The organism is Microvirga sp. 2MCAF38 (genome assembly GCF_052115485.1).
Taxonomy (GTDB): domain Bacteria; phylum Pseudomonadota; class Alphaproteobacteria; order Rhizobiales; family Beijerinckiaceae; genus Microvirga.
In genome coordinates this window covers 251,218-275,270 of record NZ_JBFRGU010000005.1, presented here as the reverse complement: position 1 = coordinate 275,270, position 24,053 = coordinate 251,218, and the positions used below count along the sequence as shown (strand labels likewise).

Annotated in this window: 26 protein-coding genes; 13 read left to right on the top strand and 13 right to left on the bottom strand. The window is 62.5% G+C overall.

Annotation, left to right across the window (positions count from 1 at the left end; genetic code table 11):
* Positions 1–60: 60 nt before the first annotated feature.
* Positions 61–1,077, top strand: a complete 1,017-nt coding sequence (locus tag AB4072_RS12955) for a YeiH family protein (protein ID WP_441968399.1) — start codon at positions 61–63, stop codon at positions 1,075–1,077.
* Between the two features lie 63 nt (positions 1,078–1,140).
* The gene (locus AB4072_RS12950) at positions 1,141–1,449 is read left to right on the top strand and encodes a 4a-hydroxytetrahydrobiopterin dehydratase (protein ID WP_441968398.1); all 309 of its coding nucleotides are present in this window, start codon (positions 1,141–1,143) and stop codon (positions 1,447–1,449) included.
* Between the two features lie 5 nt (positions 1,450–1,454).
* Here AB4072_RS12950 and AB4072_RS12945 read toward each other — a convergent pair whose 3' ends face one another.
* Complete coding sequence (locus tag AB4072_RS12945) at positions 1,455–2,240, bottom strand: SDR family NAD(P)-dependent oxidoreductase (protein WP_441968396.1); 786 nt, start codon at positions 2,238–2,240, stop codon at positions 1,455–1,457.
* A gap of 78 nt (positions 2,241–2,318) precedes the next feature.
* Here AB4072_RS12945 and AB4072_RS12940 point away from each other — a divergent pair, with 78 nt between their 5' ends.
* The 5 genes from AB4072_RS12940 to AB4072_RS12920 all read left to right on the top strand — a co-directional run bounded on the left by AB4072_RS12940 (position 2,319) and on the right by AB4072_RS12920 (position 6,495).
* A complete protein-coding gene (locus tag AB4072_RS12940) occupies positions 2,319–2,696 on the top strand; it encodes a YkvA family protein (protein WP_441968394.1) in 378 nt (125 codons plus the stop codon).
* A 163-nt stretch (positions 2,697–2,859) separates the two neighbouring features.
* Positions 2,860–3,597 carry a hypothetical protein gene (locus AB4072_RS12935; protein ID WP_441968393.1) on the top strand — a complete coding sequence of 246 codons (738 nt, stop codon included), beginning with the start codon at positions 2,860–2,862 and terminating at the stop codon, positions 3,595–3,597.
* 144 nt (positions 3,598–3,741) lie between these two features.
* Positions 3,742–4,419: an invasion associated locus B family protein gene (locus AB4072_RS12930; RefSeq protein WP_441968391.1), complete on the top strand. Its 678-nt coding sequence runs from the start codon at positions 3,742–3,744 to the stop codon at positions 4,417–4,419.
* 150 nt (positions 4,420–4,569) lie between these two features.
* Entirely contained in the window at positions 4,570–5,886 is a 1,317-nt protein-coding gene (gene rlmN, locus AB4072_RS12925) for a 23S rRNA (adenine(2503)-C(2))-methyltransferase RlmN (RefSeq protein WP_441968390.1), read from the top strand.
* A gap of 129 nt (positions 5,887–6,015) precedes the next feature.
* A complete protein-coding gene (locus tag AB4072_RS12920) occupies positions 6,016–6,495 on the top strand; it encodes a hypothetical protein (protein WP_441968388.1) in 480 nt (159 codons plus the stop codon).
* A gap of 321 nt (positions 6,496–6,816) precedes the next feature.
* Here AB4072_RS12920 and AB4072_RS12915 read toward each other — a convergent pair whose 3' ends face one another.
* Positions 6,817–7,707 (bottom strand): HEPN domain-containing protein, encoded by an 891-nt coding sequence (locus AB4072_RS12915; RefSeq protein WP_441968386.1) that lies wholly within the window; start codon positions 7,705–7,707, stop codon positions 6,817–6,819.
* 148 nt (positions 7,708–7,855) lie between these two features.
* A complete protein-coding gene (locus AB4072_RS12910) occupies positions 7,856–8,497 on the bottom strand; it encodes a LysE family translocator (protein ID WP_441968384.1) in 642 nt (213 codons plus the stop codon).
* 152 nt (positions 8,498–8,649) lie between these two features.
* On the opposite strand from AB4072_RS12910, the gene AB4072_RS12905 reads away from it, so the two are divergent.
* The 3 genes from AB4072_RS12905 (at position 8,650) to AB4072_RS12895 (ending at position 10,680) form a co-directional block, all read left to right on the top strand.
* On the top strand, positions 8,650–9,252 hold the full coding sequence (locus tag AB4072_RS12905) for a LemA family protein (protein ID WP_441968382.1): 603 nt from the start codon (positions 8,650–8,652) through the stop codon (positions 9,250–9,252).
* 62 nt (positions 9,253–9,314) lie between these two features.
* Positions 9,315–10,070: a TPM domain-containing protein gene (locus tag AB4072_RS12900; protein WP_441968380.1), complete on the top strand. Its 756-nt coding sequence runs from the start codon at positions 9,315–9,317 to the stop codon at positions 10,068–10,070.
* Between the two features lies 1 nt (position 10,071).
* Positions 10,072–10,680 (top strand): TPM domain-containing protein, encoded by a 609-nt coding sequence (locus AB4072_RS12895; protein WP_441968378.1) that lies wholly within the window; start codon positions 10,072–10,074, stop codon positions 10,678–10,680.
* Between the two features lie 92 nt (positions 10,681–10,772).
* Here AB4072_RS12895 and AB4072_RS12890 read toward each other — a convergent pair whose 3' ends face one another.
* From AB4072_RS12890 to AB4072_RS12880, 3 genes are read right to left on the bottom strand one after another with little or no spacing between them, the layout of a single operon-like run.
* Entirely contained in the window at positions 10,773–11,510 is a 738-nt protein-coding gene (locus tag AB4072_RS12890; RefSeq protein WP_441968376.1) for a DUF1223 domain-containing protein, read from the bottom strand.
* 40 nt (positions 11,511–11,550) lie between these two features.
* Entirely contained in the window at positions 11,551–12,486 is a 936-nt protein-coding gene (locus AB4072_RS12885) for a lipid A biosynthesis lauroyl acyltransferase (RefSeq protein WP_441968374.1), read from the bottom strand.
* An 11-nt stretch (positions 12,487–12,497) separates the two neighbouring features.
* A complete protein-coding gene (locus AB4072_RS12880) occupies positions 12,498–13,520 on the bottom strand; it encodes a zinc-binding dehydrogenase (protein ID WP_441968372.1) in 1,023 nt (340 codons plus the stop codon).
* Positions 13,521–14,145: 625 nt separating this feature from the next.
* On the opposite strand from AB4072_RS12880, the gene AB4072_RS12875 reads away from it, so the two are divergent.
* Positions 14,146–14,559 carry a helix-turn-helix domain-containing protein gene (locus tag AB4072_RS12875; RefSeq protein ID WP_441968370.1) on the top strand — a complete coding sequence of 138 codons (414 nt, stop codon included), beginning with the start codon at positions 14,146–14,148 and terminating at the stop codon, positions 14,557–14,559.
* 160 nt (positions 14,560–14,719) lie between these two features.
* On the opposite strand, the gene AB4072_RS12870 is transcribed toward AB4072_RS12875, so the two are convergent.
* The 6 genes from AB4072_RS12870 to AB4072_RS12845 all read right to left on the bottom strand — a co-directional run bounded on the left by AB4072_RS12870 (position 14,720) and on the right by AB4072_RS12845 (position 19,905).
* Positions 14,720–15,679, bottom strand: a complete 960-nt coding sequence (locus AB4072_RS12870) for a hypothetical protein (RefSeq protein ID WP_441968368.1) — start codon at positions 15,677–15,679, stop codon at positions 14,720–14,722.
* 153 nt (positions 15,680–15,832) lie between these two features.
* Positions 15,833–16,579 (bottom strand): SDR family oxidoreductase, encoded by a 747-nt coding sequence (locus tag AB4072_RS12865; RefSeq protein ID WP_441968366.1) that lies wholly within the window; start codon positions 16,577–16,579, stop codon positions 15,833–15,835.
* A gap of 162 nt (positions 16,580–16,741) precedes the next feature.
* The gene (locus tag AB4072_RS12860; protein WP_441968364.1) at positions 16,742–18,016 is read right to left on the bottom strand and encodes a beta-ketoacyl-ACP synthase; all 1,275 of its coding nucleotides are present in this window, start codon (positions 18,014–18,016) and stop codon (positions 16,742–16,744) included.
* A gap of 10 nt (positions 18,017–18,026) precedes the next feature.
* A complete protein-coding gene (locus AB4072_RS12855; RefSeq protein WP_441968362.1) occupies positions 18,027–19,154 on the bottom strand; it encodes a beta-ketoacyl-ACP synthase in 1,128 nt (375 codons plus the stop codon).
* Positions 19,155–19,157: 3 nt separating this feature from the next.
* The gene (locus AB4072_RS12850; RefSeq protein ID WP_441968360.1) at positions 19,158–19,616 is read right to left on the bottom strand and encodes a 3-hydroxyacyl-ACP dehydratase FabZ family protein; all 459 of its coding nucleotides are present in this window, start codon (positions 19,614–19,616) and stop codon (positions 19,158–19,160) included.
* Positions 19,617–19,623: 7 nt separating this feature from the next.
* The gene (locus AB4072_RS12845; protein ID WP_441968358.1) at positions 19,624–19,905 is read right to left on the bottom strand and encodes an acyl carrier protein; all 282 of its coding nucleotides are present in this window, start codon (positions 19,903–19,905) and stop codon (positions 19,624–19,626) included.
* Between the two features lie 342 nt (positions 19,906–20,247).
* Here AB4072_RS12845 and AB4072_RS12840 point away from each other — a divergent pair, with 342 nt between their 5' ends.
* Together AB4072_RS12840 and AB4072_RS12835 are read left to right on the top strand one after the other, a co-directional pair.
* Positions 20,248–21,234, top strand: coding sequence for a M10 family metallopeptidase C-terminal domain-containing protein (locus AB4072_RS12840; RefSeq protein WP_441968356.1), 987 nt, complete (start codon positions 20,248–20,250; stop codon positions 21,232–21,234).
* A 183-nt stretch (positions 21,235–21,417) separates the two neighbouring features.
* Complete coding sequence (locus AB4072_RS12835; RefSeq protein WP_441968354.1) at positions 21,418–22,140, top strand: fused DSP-PTPase phosphatase/NAD kinase-like protein; 723 nt, start codon at positions 21,418–21,420, stop codon at positions 22,138–22,140.
* A 112-nt stretch (positions 22,141–22,252) separates the two neighbouring features.
* Here the strand turns inward: AB4072_RS12835 and AB4072_RS12830 are convergent, their stop codons facing one another.
* Positions 22,253–24,028: an ABC transporter ATP-binding protein gene (locus AB4072_RS12830; RefSeq protein WP_441968352.1), complete on the bottom strand. Its 1,776-nt coding sequence runs from the start codon at positions 24,026–24,028 to the stop codon at positions 22,253–22,255.
* Between the last annotated feature and the right edge of the window lie 25 nt (positions 24,029–24,053).

The window sequence follows — 24,053 nt, the reverse complement described above, 5'->3', positions numbered from 1 at the left end:
TGGGAGCGTTAGCGCAACCCTATGATTTGGCCTTCGCGCCGTGATCGGGACAAAAATGCGATGAACGGCTCGCGGATTGCGCATTTCATACCGGGCATTGCCCTTTGCGTTGCCATCGCGGCCCTCGCCGTCGGGTTGCAGTTTCTGGAAGAACACTGGACCGGGCGGCCCTATCTGGAAGCGCTCGTCATCGCCATTCTCATCGGCACGGCTGTGCGGACCTTCTGGACGCCGGGTCAGCGTTTCGTTCCCGGCATCGGCTTCAGCGCCAAGACATTGCTTGAAATCGCCGTCGTGATGCTCGGCGCCTCGATCAGTTTTCAGGCGGTAATGCAGGCGGGATGGAGCCTCGTGATCGGCATCGCCGTCGTCGTGGCTGTCGCCATCGTCGCGAGCTATACGCTCTGCCGGTTGCTGAAACTGCCACGCAAGATGGCGGTCCTTGTGGCTTGCGGCAATTCCATCTGCGGCAACTCCGCCATCGCGGCGGTCGCTCCGGTGATTGGTGCCAAGGCCGACGATGTCGCCTCCTCCATTGCCTTCACCGCCATTCTCGGCGTCATCGTGGTGCTCGGCCTGCCGCTTCTCGTGCCGGTGCTCGATCTGTCGGCGACGCAATATGGCGTGCTAGCGGGACTGACCGTTTATGCGGTGCCGCAGGTTCTGGCCGCAACCGTGCCGGTCTCGCTCGTGAGCACGCAACTCGGCACGCTCGTGAAGCTTGTGCGCGTCCTGATGCTCGGCCCCGTGGTGATCGCTCTTTCCGTTATCGCCGGGCGTCGCGGCGCGACCGGCTCCGCGAGCTTTTCCTTCAATCGTCTGGTGCCGTGGTTCATCCTGGGTTTCTTGTGTCTCGCGGCGTTGCGCTCGTGGGGCGCCATACCGGAACCGGTTCTGCGCTTCGTCACGCCGACCGCAACAATGCTGACGGTCGTCTCCATGGCGGCTCTCGGTCTCGGCGTGGATTTGCGCGTGCTCGGGCGCGTGGGCGGGCGTGTGACGCTCAGCGTAACGCTGTCGCTCATTGTCCTGATCGTCATCAGCGTGGGTCTCATTCGGCTGCTCAGGATCGCCTGACCCCTTGAAAAGCCGCCGTATGGCGTCATCACTATGGACACGATACGTCCCGGAGAACCCCTTATGTCGCCCCTGAACAAAGCCGAGCGCGCCGAACTCCTGTCGGCCCTGGAGGGATGGGCGCTGTTGCCGGATCGCGATGCGATTCACAAACGATTCGTATTCGACGACTTCAACGCCGCCTTCGGCTGGATGACCCGTGTCGCCATGGTCGCCGAGAAACTCAACCACCATCCGGAATGGTCGAACATCTATTGCAACGTGAATGTGACCTTGACCACTCACGATGCGAGAGGCCTGACCCGCCGCGACATGGAACTCGCCCATTACATGAACGAGTTCGCGGCGGGGCTGACCGTGGAGCAGGAATAGCGCGCCTATTTCGGCTGCATGCGCAGTGCGCCGTCGAGGCGGATCGCTTCACCGTTGAGCATGTCGTTCTCGATGATGCTGCGCACAAGCTGCGCATATTCGGCCGGCCTGCCGAGACGTGAAGGGAACGGCACGTTGGCTTCCAGAGCCTTGCGGTATTCCTCCGCGATGCCCTCGAACAGCGGCGTGTGAAACAGTCCTGGCATGATCGCCATGACGCGGATGCCGAACCCCGCAAGATCGCGAGCGAGAGGCAGGCTCAAAGCGGCGACGCCGCCCTTCGAGGCCGCATAGGCTGCCTGCCCGATCTGCCCGTCCTGTGCTGCGACGGAAGAAGTGTTGACGATGACGCCACGCCCCCCATCCGCGGTCACGGGGTCGAGCCCCGCCATGGCGGCCGCAGATTTCGAGACCATCGCGAAGGTGCCGATGAGATTGATCTCGATGGCCCGCCGGAAGCTCGGCAGATCGTGGGCGACGAGCTCGCCGGTCTCGCGCTTCTTCGTCACGGTGCGTTTACCCGGCGCGATTCCCGCGCAATTGACCAGCACACGCTCGACGCCATTGACCGCGCGCGCTTTTGCAAGGGCGCTGTCGAGGGAGGCTTCGTCCGTCACATCCGCCTCACAGAAGATCGCGCCGATTTCCCCGGCAACCCGGCCGCCACGCTCGGCGTCCCGGTCGAAGATCGCGACCTTCGCTCCTTCATTGACCAGCATCCGTGCCGTCGCCTCGCCCAGGCCCGATGCGCCGCCCGTCACGATGGCCGCCACAGTTTCGTCGATCTTCATGCGTTTTCTCCCTGATGCGACATTTGTAAGGTATCGCGCGCAGGGCGGATACGATGTTGGCCAGGAGTTGAGGTTAAAATGAACGAATCGATCACAAAGCCTTTCACGAAGGCCGAGATCGAGGCCATGCGTCTCGCCTCCCGCGACGAGGACGGGGTGAAGCGCCGCTTCTGGAAAAAGCTCAGACAAGTGGGCCTTCGCATCCCCTTCGCGGAAGACCTGCTGGCTGCCTATTTCTGCGCCGTCGATCCGGCAACGCCACGCCGGGTAAAGTTCATCCTGCTCGGCGCCATCGCGTACTTCATCTTCCCGACCGACGCGATTGCGGATTTCCTGCCCATCATCGGCTTTGCGGACGATGCCGCCGTTCTCGCCACCGCCATCACGCAGGTCGCGGGCTCCATCAAGGACACGCACCGCAAACTGGCGCGAGAGGCGCTGGGCGCTCAGAGCTGAATCGCGACGACCTCAGGAGCGAAAGGGCTATTTCTTAGCCAAAAGGAGCAGGTTCGGCCTGACACTTCATAGGGATTGTCGGGCAAAAAGCCCGAGCTACTTAGCATCTTCCGTAAGGGCATGATCCTTCCTAGATCGCGCTCTGTCCCGTGAAGAGGTTCCCATGGCTACCATCCCCGCCGATCCTAAAACCTTACTTCTGACCGGCACTGCCGAGAACGATCTTCTGGAAGCGGCCTGGGGGGATTACACGGTCTTCGGTGACGCCGGAAACGACACCCTGGTTTTTTCCGGGACCCAGAACGTGAGCGTCGACCTCAACAAGACCGGACCTCAATTCACGGGCTTTGGAACGTATCAGATCTCATCCGTCGAAGGCGTCCTCGCCGATCAGGGGAATGATCGTCTCAAAGGGAATTCCGGGTCCAATCTCTTCTATGGCGGCGGCGGCAAGGACACGATCTATGGCGGCGGCGGCCACGACCTGATCCTCGGTGAGGCCGGTAACGACCGGATTTACGGCGATGGCGGAAACGACATCCTCCAGGGCGGGGCGGGCAACGACACGCTCACCGGCGGCAAGGGAAAGGACTACTTTTCATTCTCCGAGGCAAAACCGGGCAGGAAAAACGTCGACACGATCACGGATTTCTCCGTGCGCGACGATTCGATGCTTCTCGACAAGACCTACTTCACCAAGCTGGGAAAGAAGGGCGTGCTCAAGCCGGATGCCTTCCATATCGGACCTGCGGCCCACGATGCGAGCGACCGTGTCATCTACAACAGCGACACCGGCGCCCTGTATTACGATCCCGACGGCACCGGACAGGCGGCAGCCGTTCTCTTTGCCAAGCTGAAGCCCGGCCTCCTCCTGACGAACAAGGATCTTTTCGTGGTCTGACCCAACCTTCTTATGACGAGGGGCAGTCGATCACGCTTGTCGGAGCGCGAAAATTCGTCGCAGAACCGGGGCCGTTTTTCCTCTTCGCGAAGCACGGCGAAGGTGGTGAAGAGTTCTTAACCATCCCGGTATAGGCTTCGCCTCATGATTCTCACATCTCTTCAGCGCGGCCTCGCCGCGAGCATCATCTCCGCTGCTTTCGTCATCGGTTCTGGGGCTGAAGTTCTGGCTCAGCCGGCCACCACGACGAAGGGGAAAACCGCACCCGCCAAGGCCGCACCCGCTAAGGCCGCACCCGCCAAGGCGACGCCGACGAAGGCCGCGCCCGCCGCGAAGCCGGCGGCAAAGCCCGCCACTTCGGCGGCCCCAGCGGCCGGCCCCGGCGGCGCAACGCTTCTCGCCTCCTTCGGCGATTGGGGCGTCTATATCGCCTCCACCGGCAAAACGAAGATCTGCTACGCGCTCAGCCAGCCGAAGGAGCGCCTGCCGAAAAATCTCAGCCGCGATCCGGCCTATATGTTCGTCTCGCTGCGTCCAGCGGAGAACGTGAAGAACGAAGTCGCCTTCGTGTTCGGCTTCGGCGCCAAGGAAAACGCGAAGGCGGAAGCCGCCATCGGCACCACCAGCTATGCCCTTCTGACCCAAGGCGCCAATGCGTGGCTGAAGAACCCCGCCGAGGAAGGCCAGGCCATTGCGACCATGTCCAAGGGGCAGAGCGTTCTGGTGAAGGCGCAATCGGGACGGGGCAACCAGCTCACCGACCGCTATTCCCTTTCCGGCTTCGGCCAGGCTCTCGATCGCGCCCGGAAAGAGTGCCCGTAAAGGGCTCTCTTTTCCGTCGTAATCGTGTTATAGGGCCTGCATTCCCTTGGTGTCCGGGACGGACACTAAGTTTGTGATGTCGCATGATTTTATCAGAAAACCGGGTTCCACTTTTCTGAATCATGCCTTTAACGAAGGCTGAGATTTCCCATGGCGACGGCGCTCGACATCGCCAAGCATAACCCCAACGCGGCCCCTGTCGCGGTGACCGAAGCCGCGCGCGCGGCCGGGCGGGAAACGCTTGCCATCGAGAAAAAGGCTGAGATCACCGTGTCCGCCTCGGGCCAGACGTCTCTCGTCGGCCTCACCCGCGACGAGCTGAAGGACAAGCTCGCCCAGATCGGCGTGCCGGAGCGCGAGCACAAGATGCGTGTCGCGCAGCTCTGGCACTGGATCTATTTCCGGGGCGCGAAGCAATTCGACGAGATGACCAATGTGGGCAAGGGCCTGCGCACGGCGCTGGCCGAGGCTTATACACTGGCGCGACCGCAAGTGGTCTCCGAGCAGGTGTCGAAGGACGGCACCCGCAAGTGGCTGATTCGCATGGCCTCCACCGGCCCCCTCGACAAGGGCGCGGAAATCGAGTGCGTCTACATTCCGGAAGTCGACCGGGGCACGCTCTGCGTGTCGAGCCAGGTCGGCTGCACCCTCACCTGCTCCTTCTGCCACACCGGCACTCAGCGCCTCGTGCGCAACCTGACTTCCGCCGAAATCGTAGCCCAACTTGTCGTCGCGCGCGATTGCATCGGCGACTGGCCGGATGCGAGCCCGCCCGAGGGCGCGTTCGTGCCGAGCGACGGCAACCGCTTCGTCTCGAACATCGTGTTCATGGGCATGGGCGAGCCGCTGTACAACATCGACAACGTGGTCGCCGCCATCGACGTGATGTCCGACAACGAGGGCCTCACACTCTCGCGCCGCCGCATCACCGTGTCCACCTCCGGCGTGGTGCCGCAGATGGAGCGCCTAGGCAACGAAGCCAACACCATGCTGGCGATCTCGCTGCATGCGGTCCGCGACGAGCTGCGCGACGACCTCGTGCCGATCAACCGCAAATACGACATCAAGCAATTGCTCGACGCCTGCCGCGCCTATCCCGGCCTGTCGAACGCACGCCGCATCACTTTCGAATACGTGATGCTCAAGGGCGTCAACGATTCGGACGCGGATGCGCGCGAACTGGTGCGCCTGCTCAAGGGCATTCCGGCAAAGATCAACCTGATCCCGTTCAATCCCTGGCCCGGCTCGAAATACGAATGCTCGGATTGGGAGCGCATCGAGCGCTTCTCCGAAATCGTCTACCGCGCCGGCTACGCCTCCCCCGTCCGCACCCCCCGCGGCCGCGACATCCTCGCCGCCTGCGGCCAGCTCAAGAGCGAAACGGAAAAGCTGCGCGCCCGCGCCCGCCTGATGGCCGAACAAGGCATCGGGGCGGAAGGTGTGTATGCGCTGGGGGACGGGGAGTAGGTCTGACCGACAACGACGAACGGCGGGGTCGATTTCATACGCTCGCGTTGCGAGATATTCGGCGTCGAAATCTAGCTGGGATTCGTCAGAAGCGTAGCTCATCCAAAGCGCCTGTGACATAACTGGCAAATGCTCCGCTGGCTTCTTCTCATCCCCTTCGCGCTTCTCGTTGCCATCGGCGCGAGCGGGTTCTTCCTTTTCCTCGCCTGCATCGTCGATCCGACCATGGCGACGCTCACCGGCGACACGGTCTTCGCCGGCTTCTGGTCCCTGATGGATGACATCTTTTCGTCCGACGATCCTGAGCCGATCATCCGACAGGCCTTCGAGGTCATGGGGCGGCTGGTCTTCACGCTCCTGGTTTTCCCACCGCTCCTCGTCGCCATCGTCAGCGAGGTCGTGAAAGCCAAGAGCCTCGTCTGGCATGTGTGTGCGACCGCCATTCTGACCGCAGCGGTGCCGTGGATCTTACGCGGCTCGATCCGCGTCGCGACCCCCGCCGAATTGCATGTGAGCGCGGTGCTCGGCCTGACCGGTGCCGTGGCCGGATTGATTTATTGGCTGATTGCGGGACGGGATTCGGGCGGCGAGCGTCAGGCGCCACGCTAATTCCCTCCCCCTTGCGGGGAGGGTTAGGGTGGGGGTGGTTCGACCGGGTGAACGTACAAAGGTTCGAGGGCTGTATTAGCAGCGCAAAGGCGAAAGATCGCTGGGCTTCGACTTTGCGACCCCCTCCCCGCAAGGAGGAGAGAGAAGCCCTATCGCGCCTCCGTCGCCAAAATCTTCAACGCAAACGCCGAGAACAGTCCCGCAAACGAATAGTCGATGGCGCGCATCACCTTCGGGCGGCGGGCAGGAGCGCGATCACCTTGTCCGCCCCCAAGATCATGATGGCCGCCATGGGCGCAAGCCCCGGAATGACGGAGAGGGTTATGATTTCAGCCGCTCTTCGCAGATCTCGCGCACGATGTTCTGCAGCACTGCGATGCGCTCGCCGAGCCAGGCCAGCTCTTCCAGCGTGATTTCGTAATGGGGTGAGTGACGCGCATCGACATAGGCGCGCTTGAGCTTCTCGAAATGGCGCTGCGCCAAACGCGTGTCTCGCGGCCAGGCCGCAATCAGACGCCTATCGAGATCCTCGCACAATCCACGCAGATGTTTGATGTTGTGGCTTGCGGGCGTATGGAGCGTCATCACCAAGAGTACGCAGTGATACAACCGCTCGACCGATTGGTGCAGATCGAATGCCGCATCTCTGAGATATCCGCGCGATATCGCTTCTTGAGCCAATTCGAACCGCTGGGAAGCAAGCGGAAACCAATAGTCGAAGTATCCCTTCGCCTCTTCCCGCGCCGCCTCCGGCGTCAGCGGCTGCGGCTTGACGAAGGGATGACCGGACTTCTCGTAGAGCGCGATGCCCTCGCGCAAGATGTCCATGAAGAAATAACGGCCATGCGCCAGCTTCTCGTTGACGTCGTGCAGGCTGTGCACGATCAGGCTCGGCACCGGCCGCAAAGGCGCGCTCAGCGCGCGCTGGACGAACCGGTCCTCGGCGCCTTGCCAATATTCGAAATCGGCGAATTCATCGTTATTCACCACCACCAGCAGGTCGTAATCGGAGACATAGCCGCTGACCCGGTCGATCACTCCCTCGCCACGGGCAAAGGAGCCGTAGAGGATCACCTTGAGGATGCGGCCTTTCTTGCGCTCGGGGGCGAGCTTGCCTTTCAGGGCCTCGTCGAATTCGGCAAACAGCACCTCGAGCACCCGGCGCAGATCCAGGCGCACTCTGGCCGGCAATGGGTCGAGATCGCTGCGCATCGCCCCCGTATCTCATACGACTTGTAATGGAATGCTTAGAGCATGATCCGCCAAGCGTCGCTACCCGTCCCGACTATCCATCCACGACGATACCCTTGTCATTCCGGGGCCCGCAGGCGAGCTCGGAATGACGGGGTTTTGCAGGATCCTACCGCGACGCCGTCGCCAGAATCTTCACCGCGAAGGCTGAGAACAATCCGGCGAAGGAATAGTCGATGGCGCGCATCACCTTCGGGCGGCGGCGCAGGAGCGCGATCACCTTATCCGCTCCCAGGATCATGATGGCCGCCATGGGCGCGGTCAGCGCGATGAAATAGAGCCCGAGAAAAACGAGTTTCTCGGCGGCATTCGGATCACCCGCCTGCACGAATTGCGGCAGGAAGGTCACGAAGAACAGAACCACCTTGGGATTGGTGAGATTGATGCCGACGCCGACCATGAAGGTTTTCCAGATCGACACTTCGGCCTTCTCATCCTGTTTCAGGTTGAGCGCCGAGCCGTGCCGGACCGCATCCACGGCGAGCCACAGGAGATACAAGGCGCCGACGATTTTGAGCACCGTGAACGCCGTGACGGAGGCCGCCAGCAGGGCCGAGAGGCCGAGGGCTGCCAGAAGCGTGTGCACACAGCATCCGACCATGGCGCCGAGCATGGAGGCCATGCCGGCCTTGCGTCCGCCAGCCATGGTCTTTGCAAGAAACAGGCTCATGTCCGGCCCCGGCGTGATGAACAGCACCGTGCAAGCGAGCGAATAGGTCAGGAGCGTGCTCAGATCGGGCAGAAAAGTCATGTTTCACCTGTGTCGGGGCAAGGGCCCAGCCTTACCTCAAGTCGCGATTGTATACCTCCAAAAACCGCTTAGAAGAACGCTTGGCGAAACGCGACGTTGCCCCATGTCTTGAGCGGACCACGAGTCCGGCCAAGCTGAAAAGGACTACGAGGATGCCAGGGTTCTTTCCCCTTCGGTTACCGACCGCCCTTCTCGGGCTGGTCCTCGCTTTCGGTCTGTCGGCCTGCGGCATCAACAATGTGCCGACCTTGGAGGAACATGCCAAATCGGCCTGGAGCGAAGTCCAGAACCAGTATCAGCGCCGGGCCGATCTCGTGCCCAATCTCGTGGAAACGGTGAAGGGCTTCGCGCAGCAGGAGCGCGAGGTTCTGACGCAGGTCACCGAAGCCCGCGCCAAGGCGAGTCAGATCCAGGTCGACGCCTCCACCGTCACCGATCCGGAAAAATTCCGCCAGTTCCAGGAAGCACAGGCGCAATTATCCGGCGCGCTGGGGCGGCTGCTCGCCACCGTCGAGCGCTATCCGGAACTGAAATCGAACGCCAATTTCCTGGCCCTGCAATCGCAGCTGGAGGGCACGGAAAACCGCATTGCCGTGGCGCGGCGCGACTATATCGAGTCGGTTCGCGCCTATAACACCGAGCTGCGCACGATCCCCGGTCGCTGGATCGCCGCAATTCTCTATCCCAGCGCGAAGCCCATGGAGACCTTCGCCGCCACGTCCGGCGCCGAACGGCCGCCGCAGGTGAAATTCTAGACGTGTTTCGCTCCGCCACGCGTGTTCATGTCTCCCTGCCGTCCTTCTCCCTCAGGAGGAGGATGTTCGTCGTGCTTCTTCTCTGCCTCGGGATATTTCTCCACGCTCCGGTTTTCGCCCAAACCTTCCCCGCGCTCACGGGGCGGGTGGTCGATGCCGCAAATCTCCTGAAGCCCGATCAGCGCGCCGCCCTCGAAGCCAAGTTGAAGGCCTATGAGGACAAGACGAGCGACCAGCTCGTGGTCGCGACCGTGCCGTCGCTGGAGGGCTACGAGATCGAGGATTACGCGAACCGCCTGTTCCGCACCTGGCAGATCGGCCAGAAGGCCAAGAACAACGGCGCGCTGCTGATCGTTGCGCCCAAGGAACGTAAGGTGCGCATCGAGGTCGGCTACGGCCTCGAAGGCGCGCTTACCGACGCGCTCTCCAAGGTCATCATCTCGACGGCGATTGCGCCGCAATTCCAGAAGGGCGATTTTGCCGGAGGCATCGGTGCGGGAACGGATGCCATTCTCTCGATCCTCTCCGGCGATGCTGAGGAATGGCAGCGCCGGGCGCAGGTGCGTGAGGACGAGAGCGGCGGCGCCGAATCGATTATTCCCTTCATCGTCTTCATGATCCTCGTCTTCATCATCTTCCGCGCCCTCAATCCAGGCGGCGGACGCGGCGTGCGGCGCGGGCGCGCGGGCCCCTGGATCATTCCGACGGGCATGGGCGGATGGGGCGGCGGAGGCTGGGGAGGTGGCGGAGGCGGAGGCGGCGGATTCTCGGGAGGGGGCGGCTCCTCCGGTGGCGGCGGCGCGTCGGGGAGCTGGTAGCATGATCACCATCGAGGAGCAGGATCGCCTCACGCAGATCGTCCATGATCTCGAGGCGAATACGGCGGGTGAGATCGTCATCGTCGTCGCCAATCAGGCGGGCGGCTACCGCTCGATCCCGTTGATCTGGGCGCTGCTCGCCGCCCTTGTCACGCCCTGGCCGCTGATCTGGCTGACGGCGCTCAGCGCGTCCCGCATCTTTCTGATCCAGCTCGGTGTCGCCATCGTGCTGAGCTTTCTTCTCTCGCTCGTGAACAACCGCTTCGCGCTGGTGCCGCGCGTCGTGAAACATGCCCGCGCACATGAAGCCGCGCATCGGGAGTTCAAAAGCCGCGGCCTGATCCAAACCCGCGAGCGCACCGGCGTTCTGATCTATGTGGCGGCCGCCGAACACTATGCGGAAATCATCGCCGATATCGGCATCGCCGCTCGCGTCGATCAGAATGTCTGGAACGACATCGTGCATGACCTCGTCACCGCTATCGGCGAGGGGCGTGTCGCCGAAGGGCTGGACCGCGCCGTGCAACGCACCGGCTCGATCCTCGCCGAACACGCGCCGCCGCGTATCGACGAGACGAACGAATTGCCGAACCGGGTGATCATGATCTGAGAAGATCCGCTTGAACGATCCGCCTAGAGCATGATCAGAACAAGTGGAAACCGGTTGTTCGCCCGGATCATGCAGCATCAAACTCTTGCGGATCAGAGGCCTTCGCTCTTCGCCGCGCCGAGAATGATGCTCGGTCGCGCATCGTCGACGGCTTGCAGCAACACCACATAGCCGTCGCCGCCCTCGCGGGCATGGGCAGCGGGCACTTCGAACTGCATTTTCGCGCCACTCCACGCACCGACATGGCGAATGTCGCGCACAACGTTGGCGTAGGTCATGGCACGACCCCGGTTTTCGCCACGGCCGATCTGCACGGTCTGCAACCGCGTGACCGGGAGAATCCAAACCTCCGCGTAGCGCATGCTCGCGTCCGACATCGCGTTGCCGACATCGATGGTGACGATGCCGTTCCTCTCGTGGGCGGTGACCTCGACCGCGAGATTATTACCGTGCCGACCCGTGCTCTGGATGGAGCGCTCGATCTGCGCGCGGTCGGAACCGACACAGGATTTGACGCCGTTCACGACGATCTGCGGCGTGAAGACCTGCCGGTCGCTGCGGGCCAGGGCATAGGCCTTCTGGCGCAAGGTAAAGGCGGGCTGCGCGAGGGTGTCTTTCCAGCCGAGATAATCCCAGTAATCGACCGGGAAGGTCAGGGCGATCATATCCGGACGGCGCGCGAGATCGGCCAGCACCGCATCAGCCGGTGGGCATGAGGAGCAGCCCTGGCTCGTGAACAATTCCACCACCGCACGCGGGGTCTCGGCCACCGCCGGCAGGCTGAGCGCCGCAAGGCCGAAAGCCAGCAGAAATTTCAAACGTGAACCCATGCTTCCATGGAACACGAAATTCGTTGAAAGAAAACTCACGTTACCTTGAGCGCGGAGCCGGGACGCGCCAACGTCTGTGCATCCAGAGCCATTGCTCGGGATTTTCCCGCACCCAGCCTTCGACCACGGAGGTCATGGCCTGCATCGCCCCTGCGACGTTGATCTGCCCATCCGGATCGCGTGGAAGATCGAGCGGCGGCGTCAGTTGCAGGCGGAAGCGGTGGTTCGGCAAACGGATCACACGCACCCCGTGCACGGGGCAATCGAACCGGCGTGCGAACTTGCCGAGGATTGGGTTCACCATGGCCGGACGGCCCATGAAATCCACCTCGACGCCACGGGTAAAATGCTGGTCGATGAGCATGCCGAGATGGCTGCCCTTCTCCAAGGCGCCCTGCATGGCGAAGGCGGCCCCCTGCCGCGCGGCCTCCAACCCACCCATGGTGCCCGAGCGGATCTCGTGCAGCACGCGGGCTACCGCCGGATCGTTCGGCGCGCGAAACACCGCCGTCGCATCAAGCCCGAAGCGGGCCGCGCAGATGGCGGGCAATTCCCAATTGGCGAGGTGGGCCGAAAAGAAGATGCCGGGCTTTCCGTCATCACGAAGCGCGACGAATTGGTCGATTCCATCCACTTCGACCCGGCCGGGCGTCATGGCATCGGGATCGAAATCGAACAATTCGCCGAGATGCGGATATTCCGCGCCTGTGCGGCCGAGATTGCCCCAGGCCGCCAGGGCCAAAGCGCGCACATCCTTTTCCGACATGTCCGGATAGGCCGCGCGGATATTGGCAAGCGCCGTGCGATGGGCGGGGAGAAACGGTCCGATGGTCCGCGCCAGCCCCGCGCCCAGGGCGGCCGACCGCTCCGGTCCGATCAATCGCGCGAAGCCGAAGACGCCGCGCACGAGGCCCACCATCACCGTTTCGGCGAGGCGCGACAGAAGACTCCGCGAGCGCTTGGCGTGATGATGCACGAGCGAAACTCTTAGAACGCCACGACGATCTTGCCGAAGGCCTTGCGGCTTTCCAACCGCTCCAGGCCTTTTTGGAAATCGTCGAGCTTGAAGATGGAATCGATCACGGGGTTCATCCCACCCGCCATCTTCTCGAGGGACTCGGAAATGTTGCGCATGTTGCAGCCGAACGAGCCGAAGATGCGGTATTGCTGCTGGAAGAGCTGCATCAGGTTCATGGTCGTCGAGACGCCCGAGGTCGAGCCGCAGGTGACGAGCCGGCCGCCGCGCCTGAGGCAGAGCAGCGAGCCGTTCCAGGTATCGACGCCCACATGTTCGAACACCACGTCGACGCCCTTGCGCTTGGTGAGGCGACGAACCTCGCCCTCGAAACGCTCGGTGCGGTAGTTGACCACGTGATCCGCGCCGAGCGCCTTGGCCTTCTCGCCCTTCTCGTCATCGCCGACGGTGGTGAAGACCTCGCAGCCGATGGCCTTCGCCATTTTAATTGCCGCCGTGCCGATCCCGGACCCGCCCGCATGGACGAGGATCGATTCACCCGGCTCCAGCTTCGCATTGTCGAACAGCATGTGCTGCACCGTGCCGAAGCCGATGGGTGCGCAGGCCGCATCCTCGAAAGAAACATTCGAGGGCACCGGAATGACGAGGCGTTCCGGCCGGTTGATCAGCTCGCGGGCGAAGCCGTCGATATGGAAGCCCATGATGCCGGCGACGTTCTCGCAGAGATTATCGCGCCCCTCGCGGCAGGCCTTGCAATGGCCGCAGGTCTCCGCGCCGTACATGGTGACCTTGTCGCCGACCTTGAACTTGGTGACGCCCGCGCCGACAGCCGCGATCTCGCCCGACGCCTCCACGCCCACCGCCTGCGGCATCTTGCGCTTGGCGAAAGCCATGCCGCGAAAGCCCCAGACATCGAGATAGTTCAGTGCCAGCGCCTTGACGCGGATCTGCACCTCGCCGTCAGCCGGGGGCGGCGGAGCGTCCATTTCCGTCAGGCGCAGATCGCGGTCGCCGAAAAGCTGAAGGGCACGCATGAAACATTCCTATTCGGCGTCATCCCCGGACCCGTTCCGGGAATCCACGTCTTTTCGCGGGAGCAAGACGTGGATGGCCGGGCTGATCCCCGGATCCAGTCCGGGGACGGCCATGACGAAAGAAAACTGATAACGGCGGGATTAAAGGGCGAAGCGCCAGATGACAAGCCGCCACCTCCCTACCCGTCATTCCGGGGCGAGCGTTAGACGAGAGCCCGGAACCCATAAACGCTGGCTTATCCGCATAAGAAACGACGGCCATCGTTGCGCCCTCTCCACCACCCTCGGCGGCTCTGGGTTCCGGGCTCCGCTGCGCGGCCCGGAATGACGGGGGAGAGCCCCGGAATGACGGGAGGGAGGCTTGGCGTGCCATTGACCCTTTCCCCCTCCTGCGTGTTATCTCGTAGCCGGAGCCGGCCGCAGCCGGTTCTGGGGCGTAGAAACCTCTTCCCAAGGCGGTCGGTATCGGCCGTCAACGATGCCTTCCCAGCTATGGCCGGGGAGGCGATGGCGCATGTCCAGGGCGAAAGCCTAAAGGTCATCGCGGCCGTCCTTGGGCGGTTTTCTAACTCCCCGACCACCAGCGGTTGTGCTGGTGGTCGTTCACCGCCACGGGGGAGTTTTCATGAGCACGTCGTCCGACCGCGCCAGAGCGCCAAGCGCCCAACCAAACGCCGCCAAAGCGCCCAGCGCCGCCGACCAGCGCATCGGTCAGCGCGTTCGCGTGAGGCGCACCGCCATGGGGTTGAGTCAGGAAAAACTGGCCCAGGCGCTCGGGGTCACCTTCCAACAGGTCCAGAAATATGAGCGGGGCACGAACCGCATCGGCGCAAGCCGCTTGCAGGAGATCGCGCGGGTCCTGAGCGTTCCGGTCGCGTCCTTCTACGACGCGGATGATCAGGCCGACGGATCACCGATCCTCGTTCTGGACACACCGCAGAGCCTACCCCTGCTCCAGGCCTTCGCCGCCATCGCCCATCCCAGCCTGCGACGTCAGGTGCTGGCGCTCGTGCGGGCCATTGCCGAAGTGAAGGCGTGATGTCGTTCGGGGGCCGATCTCACCCGTCATTCCGGGGCTGCGCAGCGGAGCCCTGAACCCATAACCGCCGTGCGTGACGGACAAGGCGCGCGGCAGCCGTCGCACCTTCCCGGGCCGTCTCATTGAGGCGGATGACAAGCTCTGCGCACTGCCCTCGCCCTTATCGTCTCCCCTCCTCGTCCCGTTCTTTAAGGATGAAGATTGCGCGCTCCCGGACGGCGGCGCTCCGATCTGCGGCGAATTTCGCCGTCAGCTGGTCGACCTCATTCAAAGAGGCTCGGTGGCGGACAAGCCCGTCCGCCGCGACCCGACGCACCATGGCTGCCTTGTCTGCCGCCCCCTGGGCGATCAGCGAATCGAGAGAGACAGGCCGCTCAATCACGCGCTCCGCGTAGGTCACAGCGAGTTTGTAGCGCCCCATCGACTTGTCGATCCACTCTTTCCTAATACCTTCCGGCCACAAGATCCGGCCCTCAATGAGAATTCTGAGGGTCAATGCGCGCACAGGCGGCTGCACCGCGACCTGGGAGATGCGCATGAGATGACGGTCCATTTCTGCGTGACGCATCGCAAATGTAAGCGCTTTGCCCGCCGGTCCAGTGACCTCGGTTGCGATAAGCAATGCCAGGCGTTCTACGACATCGGGGCGAGAGAAGGTTTTCTCTAGGATCGCAGCCTCTTCGCTCCACCGATGCCAGTCGCGGACGCGCGGGAGCAGAATGAAGGCGGCCTTTGCGATGATATCGGGCGCGGTTTGCCGAAACGTCCTCTCCGCGCATGCGAGCGCCGCTTGTCGGATCTCTTTCACCCAATCGTTCAAGCGATAGGCTATACACGCAAACAGGAAGGGGCTTTCCAGCGGCCCGTCGAAAGCCTCCAGAGCCGCCTCGCGTAAATATCCGCTACCGTGAAAAATATAGAGAAACTTCAGTGGCGAATGCTGCCGTAGCAGATCGCTTTCCGTTCTCGTTGGCCAAATCAGACTGAGGTAAGTCGATTTGGCTTTGTAGAGACGATACAACCCGCTGATCTCGCGGATTTCCATCGCGGCTTGCGGATGAACCTCGACAGGAAGCTGATGGAAGCCGAGGACAAACGCTGTAAGCGCCTTTTCGTCCACCCGTCCCGCCCGAAGTCTTTCGCCCAACCGAGCGATGGACCGTTGGAGGTCGGGGGGAAGGACAGAGCGCCTTCGATGAGTCGTTACGTCTTCGTAGTTGATCACGCCCCCTTATAACATTGTTCGCAAAACCGGCTCACTCGGACTATCGTCTTACCGATGCACGCCGATCATCGAGGTCAGCCCGCCATCCATCGGCAGCACCGTGCCGGTCATGTAGGCGGCGGGCTCGGACATGAGGAAGGCGGCGAGGCCCGCGATTTCTTCCGGCTTGGCGAAGCGGCCGGCCGGAATCTGCTTTTCCATATTGTCGCGATAGGCGGCGTAAGGGGCCATCATGTCCGTGTCGATGAAGCCCGGTGCAATGACGTTCACCGTCACGCCGCGCTTCGCCGTCTCGATGGCAAGCGTGCGGCAATAGGAGATCAGCGCGCCCTTGGAGGCCGCATAGGCCGCGTTGCCGGGATTGCCCTGGAGCGCCGCGACCGAGCCGATGGCGACGATGCGTCCGGCCTTGGCGCGGATCATGCCGCGCATAAGCGATTTGGCGATCCGCGTCAGGGACCAGAAGTTCACCTGCATGGCGGCTTCGGCCTTGTCCTGCTGCATCATGGCGGCGAGCGCGTCATAGGGCTGGCCCGCATTATGGACGAAGCCGAAGAAGGCCTCGCCCTCGATGCTTTCGCAGAAGGCGTCGAGCGCCGCCTTGTCGGACAGATCGAGCGAATGGCCCGCGACCTTGCGACCGGGATAGGCGGTCATGAGATCGGCGGCCAGTGCCGCCGCTGAATCGCCTGACGAGCGATAGGTGAAGTCCACATCGTGGCCGGCCGCGACCAGCGCGCGCACGATGGCCGCTCCGACGCCCTTGCCGCCGCCTGTGACGAGAATACGGGTCATCGTTTCGCTCCCGCGATTCCCCTCGCCCTTGTGGGGAGGGGTTAGGGGTGGGGGTGCCACCGCCAACGTGAACAAGGTCGCACCAATACCCCCCTCTCCAGCTCTCCCCCACAAGGGGGAGAGGGCAGGATGGCGCGTTTTAAAAGCGAACCGTCGACGCCGCTATCTCGGCTCCGCCCCGAGAACGAGGCAAGTGTTCTGTCCGCCGAAGCCGAAGGAGTTCGAGAGAACGAAATCGACCTTTGCATCGCGCGCCACGTTCGGCACCACGTCGAGCGGGATCGCGGGATCGGGGACGTTGTAGTTGATCGTCGGCGGAATGCGGCCGTTGATGATGGTGAGAAGTGACATGACCGCCTCCACCGCACCGGCGGCGGTGAGCGTGTGGCCGATCATCGACTTGTTCGAGGAGATCGGAAGATTCGCCATGCGCTCGCCGAACACGGCGGTGCAGCTCATGGCTTCCATCTTGTCGTTCTCCGGCGTCGAGGTGCCGTGCGCGTTGATGTAATCGATCTGGTCCGGCGAAACGCCTGCGTCGTCGAGCGCATCGCGGATTGCCGCGATGCCGGGCGCGCCGTCCGGACTCGACCGCGTGCGGTGGAATCCATCGCCGTGCTCGCCGCAGCCGAGAACATAACCGAGAATTGTCGCGCCGCGTGCGATGGCGGCTTCGGCGTTTTCCAGAACGAGAGCCGCGCCGCCCTCGCCCATGACGAAGCCATCGCGATTCTTGGAGAAGGGCTTTGATGCGCCTTCCGGCACATCGTTCTGCGTCGAGAGCGCGGAGAGAAGCGAGAAGCGCACCAGCGATTCCGGATTAACCGAGCCGTCCGTGCCGATGCACAAAGCCGCATCCGTCTCGCCGCGCCGGATCGCCTCGACGCCGAGCTGAATCGCGGTTGCGCCCGACGAGCAGGCGGTGGAGAGCGAAATCGGCGAAGACTTGGTGCCGAAACTATCCGCCACGCGATCAGCGACCGTGCCGAAAATGAAAAGATCGTGCCATGCCTTGAACTTGCCGGCCGAGGCAGCCTTCAAGAGATCCGTGTAAGTCACGTCGCCGCTCGGACCGGAGGCTTCCGCGAGCGCCTGGCGCTGCGGCCATTCCATCTCGACGGGAGGGACGGCGATGAAGAGCGGTCCCGGAAAATCGCTGCGCGCGAGACCCGATTGTCCGACCGCCTCTTCAGCCGCGAGCATGGCGAGACGCTCGGAGAGCATCGGCGCGCAGAAGGGATCGACGGGCACCGTGTCGATGGTGCCGGCAATCGTCGTGCGCAGACCTTCCGTCGGAAAGCGCGTGATGCGGTGAATGCCCGAGCGCCCTGCCGTCAGCGCGCTCCAGGTATCGTCCTTGCCCTGGCCGATGGAGGTGACCACGCCCATGCCGGTGACGGCAACGAGAGGGCGGCCCTTTTTGTCGCGAAGCGCCATGCCGTTCTCCTCAAGAAGCTTTGGTCAGGCGGATGGCGCCTTCACCGCGCCAATGACCGACGGAGGTGACGAGCGCCTCACCCGCATCGCCCTTGGCGATGAGCGCTGCGGCGAGCGCCACGCTGGAGGGAGCCTGCGCCTCGACTGTGTGGCCGAGCAAATCGGCCGTCGCGTGAACTTTTGCACCCGACGCGATGTCGCGCAAAGCGCTCTGCTCTTCGTCGGTGGTACCCTTCACGCCGGTGGCGCCGGAGATGATCACATCCGGCTTGGCGCCGAGTTGGACTGCAGCCTCACGCAGCGCCTTTGCGACGCTGCCGGGTTCGCGGCGGCTGCGCTCGGAGGATATGCCGGTGATCGCCGCAAGCGGCTTCACGCCGCGCTTATCCGCGTGCTCGCGGGATTCGAGCACGAGGAAGCAGCCGCCGGAGCCCAAAATCATGCCGCCGCCTTGCGCGGGACGGTCCCAGACAGAGGTGAAGGGCTTCTTCCAGAGGAAACCGCCCATTTCGTAGATGAGAAGCGCGTCGGGGCGTTCCGCGTTGTAGGAGCCGCCGACGAGGAAAATGTCGTTCTGACCGGAGGCGATGCGGGCCTGCGCCACGCGGATCGCATCGACGCCGCTCGATTCCTCGCCCATGAAAGTGCGAGACGCACCCGTGACGCCATGGACGATGGAGATGTTGCCCGCGAGCAGGTTCGACAATTGCGCCAGAAACAAAGTCGGGCGCAGGTCGCTCATCAGGCGCTCGTTGAGATAAACGCCCGAATTCTCCGCATTGCGCAAACCGGTGAGGATCTGCCCATCGACCGCATAATCACGCTCGCCGCCGCCCGCCGCCACGACGAGATGCATGGCGCTTTTGAGCGCCGCATCCTCTTTCGCCTGCGCCGCTTCGAGGGCGAGACCGGCGGAGTAGCAGCCGAGCTTCTGCCAGGGCTCCATCTGCCGCTGGTCGGATTTCTTGGCGATCTGCGTGTCGTAGTTCAGGCCTGCGATAGAATGCACCGGATAGGGCGCGAAGCTTTCGAGATCGGTGCGGGGCGTCGCGCCGCTGGTGAGAGCGGCCATGTGGGCCTCGACCCCTTCCCCGACCGAGGAGACGAGACCTATGCCCGTCACGACGACTTCACGCATGCCTCAAGCCTCCGCCAATAAGCCTATCCGCCGCGCCTGGGCGCGCATCTGCCCGTCGAGATCCGCTGGGAAGGGCATGATGCGGAAGCGCAGTTCCGCATCGCAGATCGACTTGCCCTCGACCGCGATTTTCGCCTTCGTCACCGCATAGCCCGAACCTTCGTGTTCGAGGCTCGCCGTGATCGTCAGAACCGTTCCGGGCCCGACGAAGGTGCGAAACCGCGCCTTGTCGACCGCCATCAGGAACGGCATGTGAGTGAAATCCATCAGCCCCAGGATAAGATAGCCCGAGGCCTGCGCCATGGTTTCCGTCAACAGCACGCCGGGAACCAGCGGGTGGCCGGGGAAATGCCCCTCGAAGACGGGGCTTTCCATCGGCACCGTGGATTGCGCCTCGATCCGTTTCGCCTCGCGATCCAGAACCACGACGCGGTCGATCATCTCGAAATATTCGAGGCGCATAACGGTTTTACGCGCTCTTCGCGGCGATCAGGGCGTCGATGCGGGCAACGAGGTTCTTCAGGACGAAGTATTCCTCGGCCGGAGCCTTGCCCTCGTTCACTTCCTGCGTCCACTGCTCGAGCGGCAGCTTGATGCCGAAAGCCTTGTCGATCGCAAACGCGATATCGAGGAAGGCGAGCGAGTCGATGCCGAGATCGTCGATCGCGTGGCTCTCCTGCGTGATCTGGTCACGCGGAATGTCGGCGGTCTCGGAAATGATGCCGGCGACGGTCTCGAAGGTTGACGACATAATGTCGCTCTCCTGATGTTATTGGTTGGGAACGGAGTGGCGAGGCGGCGAGAGATTGCGCGCCCTGTCTCCGTCGAGAAGGGTTTTATCGAAACGCACCCCTTACACGACAGGCCGCAAGGCGGCAACCGACCCGAGCGAAGTTCCTGATTTCCGACCACCCCTCCACGTTTGGAGGGCGCGAAAATTCCGCCGATCCGGCAAATTCGGATCAGCCTACTTTCCTTGCGGAACAAGATTGCGTTTCGCAACGTAATGTAGTAGCAAGTCCAAGTCGTCGCCGGACTTTCAAAACAATCGGTGGCGGCAGCTTCATTGAACAACGCTGGTGCGATGAGCGTCATGAGCAATATTGGCGGGGCAGACGAGACTTTTTTCACCTTTTTCGGTGAAGCGAGCGTCAGCCCGTATTTTTTAACCGGTGCCGAGGCCGCCGACATCACGTCGGCGGTCATCGCGCCGCCGCCGATGGTGCCGCAGATTTTGCCTTTGCGTCCGGTGATGCCGAGTGCGAACGGCACACCGTCGAAGTCGGGTTTCACTCTTCAGTTCGGAACCGAAAAAGCAGACATTCTGAACGGCACCGCCGGCAAAGATGCCTGCTACGGCGGTCTGGGCAACGACACCCTGCGCGGGCTCGACGGCGATGACGTGCTCTTCGGCGAACAGGGAAACGACCGCCTTTACGGCGGATCGGGCAACGATTCGCTCCATGGCGGGACGGGCAATGACCTCTTCGGCGGCGGAACGGGCACCGATACGGTCTATTTTCGGGGAAGCATCAACATCAAGGTCAACCTGAATAAGACCGGTGGCCAGAATACTGGTCTTGGAATCGATAAATTCGTATCGATTGAAAACCTCGTCGGCGATGAAGGACGTGACAGCTTCATCGGAAACGCGCAGGACAATGCCCTCCTGGGCAATGGCGGAAACGACACCCTCAACGGCGGTGCCGGCAACGACGTGCTTGTCGGCGGCCTCGGCAACGACAAGCTCATCGGCGGTCCTGGAATGGACTCGTTTGTTTTCAATAAAAAACTCGGCGCCAAGACGAATTGCGACAGGATCGTCGATTTCACGGTCGGAGAAGACGCGATCCATCTGGCGAAGTCGATCTTCAAGAAGATCGAGAGCGGCGTCCTGAATGAGAATGCGTTCTTCATCGGTGCGGGGGCGCACGATGCCGACGACCGGATCATCTACAATGATATTACTGGAGCCCTTTATTACGACCCCGACGGTACGGGATCGGCGCACGCCATCAAGTTCGCCGTACTTTCGAAATTCCTGCTTTTGACTCACGAAAGTTTTCTTATCTACGCATAGTGAAGCTTTTCATCGCAGACCGTTAGGCCTGCTCTTTCTTTCAGCGCGGTCCAGCTCTGCTGGGCCGCGTTATTTATGTGAGGCTCGAAAACCTTGACGGGGAACCCGATATCTCGCCCACATTGCCCTCGGCCACGTCGCCTGCTAAGGCCCGCCTTGTCTTCATCGATCTCAGAGCCCCTTTTGATCACCCGCTTTCTGAAACCCGAAATCCGCTATGCCCGCCGCATGGCCCGTATCGCCCGATGGGACCGCCCCATCGAGAGCGGCGGCGGACGCCTGCGCGCCTGGGCGAACATGCTGCTCGTCGATCACGGCGTGTTTCGGCTGATGTACCTCAACAAGCATCGCGTTTCGGACAAGCTCTGGCGCTCTGCGCAACCCGCGCCCTACCAGATCTCGCGTCTCAAAGAGGCGGGTGTCCGCACCATCGTGAACCTGCGCGGCGGGCGCGAACACGGCTCCTGGCAATTGCAGAAGGACACCTGCGACCGGCTCGGAATTCAACTGACCGAGTTCATCGTACGCTCGCGCGGCGCACCGGACCGCGAGACGCTGCTGACGGCCAAGGACTTCTTCGACTCGATCGCCTACCCCGCGATCCTGCACTGCAAGTCCGGCGCGGATCGCGCCGGCTTCGTCGCGGCGCTCTATCTCATCGTCCACGAAAACAAATCGGTCGAGGAAGCGTTGCGACAATTGTCGCCGCGCTATGGACATTTCCGTTTTTCGAAGACCGGCATTCTCGACGTGTTTTTCGAGCGTTATCGGCTCGACGGCGAGGCCAAGGGCATTCCGTTCCTTACCTGGGTCGAGACGATCTACGATCCGGAAGCGCTGGAACGGGAATTCAAGCCGGGCTTCTGGTCGAACATTCTGGTCGATCAACTCATGCGCCGGGAATAAGCCGGGTCACGCACTCATAGAGCATGATCAGAACAAGTGGGCATCGGTTGTTCGCCCGGATCATGCGACATCAAAAGCATCGAGAGTTTGATCCTATTTCAATCTGAAACGATCAAACTCTAGTCTCGATATCGTGCGAGAGCTGCAAGCGATGCAGCCGCGCATAGATCCCCGTCTCGGCCATGAGATCCACATGCGAGCCGATTTCGGCGATCCGTCCCTCTTCCATGACGACGATGCGCTCCGCATCACGAACGGTCGACAGACGATGCGCGATCACGAGGGTCGTGCGCCCGCGCATCAACTCCCGGATCGCCTCCTGCACCAGACGCTCGGATTCCGAATCGAGCGCGCTCGTCGCCTCGTCGAGCAGGAGAATCGGCGCATTTTTCAAGAAGGCGCGAGCCAGCGAAACGCGCTGGCGCTCGCCGCCTGAGAGCCGTCCACCGCCGGTGCCGACCACCGTGTCGTAGCCTTCCGGCAGTTTCATGATGAAATCATGCGCTGCGGCGGCCTTAGCGGCGGCGACAATATCCTCATCCGACGCAGCGGAGCGGCCGAAGGCGATGTTGGCGCGGATCGTATCGTCGAACAACACCACGTCCTGGCTGACGACGGCAATCGAAGCGCGCAGCGACTTGAGCGTCACGTCGCGCACATCCTGGCCATCGATGAGAACCGCACCCTCGGTCACATCGTAGAGACGTGACACAAGGGACAACAGCGTGGACTTGCCCGAACCGGAGCGACCAACGAGTGCGGTGGTCGCACCTGCATGAGCCACGAGATCGACGCCTTTGAGCGCGGTCGCGTCTTCACGATAGTGGAAGAAGACATTCGTGAAACGGACTTCGCCGCCCCTCACCACAAGCGGTTTCGCTCCCGGCTTGTCGTTGATGCGAGGCGCCTCATCCATCACGTTGAAGGTGCGCTGAAGGGAGGCCGCCGCCTCCTGCACGATGGCGTTCAGATTGCCGAGCGCACGGATCGGCTGAGCCGCGAGAATGAGCGCCGAGACGAAACCCGTGAAATCACCAACCGTGCTTTCGCCGGACGTAATACGCCAGCCGATGATGATGAGAACGGCCGCGACCGCAAATCCGCCGCCCGCCTCCAACAACGGGTCAAGACGGCCTCTGGCATTCGCGGCCTTCATCTTGAGCTTGCGGATTTCGTCGAAGGCCCGGGCCGCCTTGTTCTTGAGATAGTCTTCCAGCGAATAGGTCTTGGCGACGCGCGTACCGGTGAGGCTTTCCGAGATGTGGCTCGCCATCTGGCCGGTCTGCTCCTGCGTCGAGATCGCGACGCGGCGCAATTTCTTGCCGATCTTGCCGATGGGCTGCGCGATGAAGGGCACAGTCACGGCGGCGACGAGCGTGAGCACCGGATCGATCCAGAGCATCGCGCCGATGAGCGCGATGATGGTCGTGACCTCGCGCAGAAAAACCGTCGAGAGGCGCGTCAGCGCTTCCTTGATGAAGGCGAAATCGGTGGTGAAGCGCTGCGTGAGAGCCGCCGGGCTTTCCCGGGAGATCTGCGCCAGATCGGCATCGATCAGATGGCCGTAAAGGGCGGTCTGCATATCCGCCTCGATCTGCGTCACGACCTTGTTCGTGAGGATGGTCAGCGCAAGGAGCGAAAAGCCCTTCACCGAGGTCACGACGATGACGAAAATCGGTGCGAGTCGGATCGCCGTCTCATCCTTCGCGGTAAACGCGTCGAACGCCATCTTGATCAGAACGGGATAGAGCCCGGTCGCCGCCGCGACGAAGCCGACAAGGATCAACACCAGAAGAAGAGTTTTCGCGTGCGGGCGCATCCAATCGCGCCAGAGGCGGCTCAGAAGCGGAAGCGTATCGCCGCGAAAAAGAGGTTTCTTGCCGGCCATCGTTATCAAAATTCTCGCATGAACA

What these genes read in the sequence shown, in the direction of transcription:
- AB4072_RS12955 (WP_441968399.1), top strand. Translation starts at nt 61, where the DNA reads ATGAACGGCTCGCGGATTGCGCATTTCATACCGGGCATTGCCCTTTGC.
- AB4072_RS12950 (WP_441968398.1), top strand. Translation starts at nt 1,141, where the DNA reads ATGTCGCCCCTGAACAAAGCCGAGCGCGCCGAACTCCTGTCGGCCCTG.
- AB4072_RS12945 (WP_441968396.1), bottom strand. Translation starts at nt 2,240, where the DNA reads ATGAAGATCGACGAAACTGTGGCGGCCATCGTGACGGGCGGCGCATCG.
- AB4072_RS12940 (WP_441968394.1), top strand. Translation starts at nt 2,319, where the DNA reads ATGAACGAATCGATCACAAAGCCTTTCACGAAGGCCGAGATCGAGGCC.
- AB4072_RS12935 (WP_441968393.1), top strand. Translation starts at nt 2,860, where the DNA reads ATGGCTACCATCCCCGCCGATCCTAAAACCTTACTTCTGACCGGCACT.
- AB4072_RS12930 (WP_441968391.1), top strand. Translation starts at nt 3,742, where the DNA reads ATGATTCTCACATCTCTTCAGCGCGGCCTCGCCGCGAGCATCATCTCC.
- rlmN (WP_441968390.1), top strand. Translation starts at nt 4,570, where the DNA reads ATGGCGACGGCGCTCGACATCGCCAAGCATAACCCCAACGCGGCCCCT.
- AB4072_RS12920 (WP_441968388.1), top strand. Translation starts at nt 6,016, where the DNA reads ATGCTCCGCTGGCTTCTTCTCATCCCCTTCGCGCTTCTCGTTGCCATC.
- AB4072_RS12915 (WP_441968386.1), bottom strand. Translation starts at nt 7,707, where the DNA reads ATGCGCAGCGATCTCGACCCATTGCCGGCCAGAGTGCGCCTGGATCTG.
- AB4072_RS12910 (WP_441968384.1), bottom strand. Translation starts at nt 8,497, where the DNA reads ATGACTTTTCTGCCCGATCTGAGCACGCTCCTGACCTATTCGCTCGCT.
- AB4072_RS12905 (WP_441968382.1), top strand. Translation starts at nt 8,650, where the DNA reads ATGCCAGGGTTCTTTCCCCTTCGGTTACCGACCGCCCTTCTCGGGCTG.
- AB4072_RS12900 (WP_441968380.1), top strand. Translation starts at nt 9,315, where the DNA reads ATGTTCGTCGTGCTTCTTCTCTGCCTCGGGATATTTCTCCACGCTCCG.
- AB4072_RS12895 (WP_441968378.1), top strand. Translation starts at nt 10,072, where the DNA reads ATGATCACCATCGAGGAGCAGGATCGCCTCACGCAGATCGTCCATGAT.
- AB4072_RS12890 (WP_441968376.1), bottom strand. Translation starts at nt 11,510, where the DNA reads ATGGGTTCACGTTTGAAATTTCTGCTGGCTTTCGGCCTTGCGGCGCTC.
- AB4072_RS12880 (WP_441968372.1), bottom strand. Translation starts at nt 13,520, where the DNA reads ATGCGTGCCCTTCAGCTTTTCGGCGACCGCGATCTGCGCCTGACGGAA.
- AB4072_RS12875 (WP_441968370.1), top strand. Translation starts at nt 14,146, where the DNA reads ATGAGCACGTCGTCCGACCGCGCCAGAGCGCCAAGCGCCCAACCAAAC.
- AB4072_RS12865 (WP_441968366.1), bottom strand. Translation starts at nt 16,579, where the DNA reads ATGACCCGTATTCTCGTCACAGGCGGCGGCAAGGGCGTCGGAGCGGCC.
- AB4072_RS12860 (WP_441968364.1), bottom strand. Translation starts at nt 18,016, where the DNA reads ATGGCGCTTCGCGACAAAAAGGGCCGCCCTCTCGTTGCCGTCACCGGC.
- AB4072_RS12855 (WP_441968362.1), bottom strand. Translation starts at nt 19,154, where the DNA reads ATGCGTGAAGTCGTCGTGACGGGCATAGGTCTCGTCTCCTCGGTCGGG.
- AB4072_RS12850 (WP_441968360.1), bottom strand. Translation starts at nt 19,616, where the DNA reads ATGCGCCTCGAATATTTCGAGATGATCGACCGCGTCGTGGTTCTGGAT.
- AB4072_RS12845 (WP_441968358.1), bottom strand. Translation starts at nt 19,905, where the DNA reads ATGTCGTCAACCTTCGAGACCGTCGCCGGCATCATTTCCGAGACCGCC.
- AB4072_RS12840 (WP_441968356.1), top strand. Translation starts at nt 20,248, where the DNA reads ATGAGCAATATTGGCGGGGCAGACGAGACTTTTTTCACCTTTTTCGGT.
- AB4072_RS12830 (WP_441968352.1), bottom strand. Translation starts at nt 24,028, where the DNA reads ATGGCCGGCAAGAAACCTCTTTTTCGCGGCGATACGCTTCCGCTTCTG.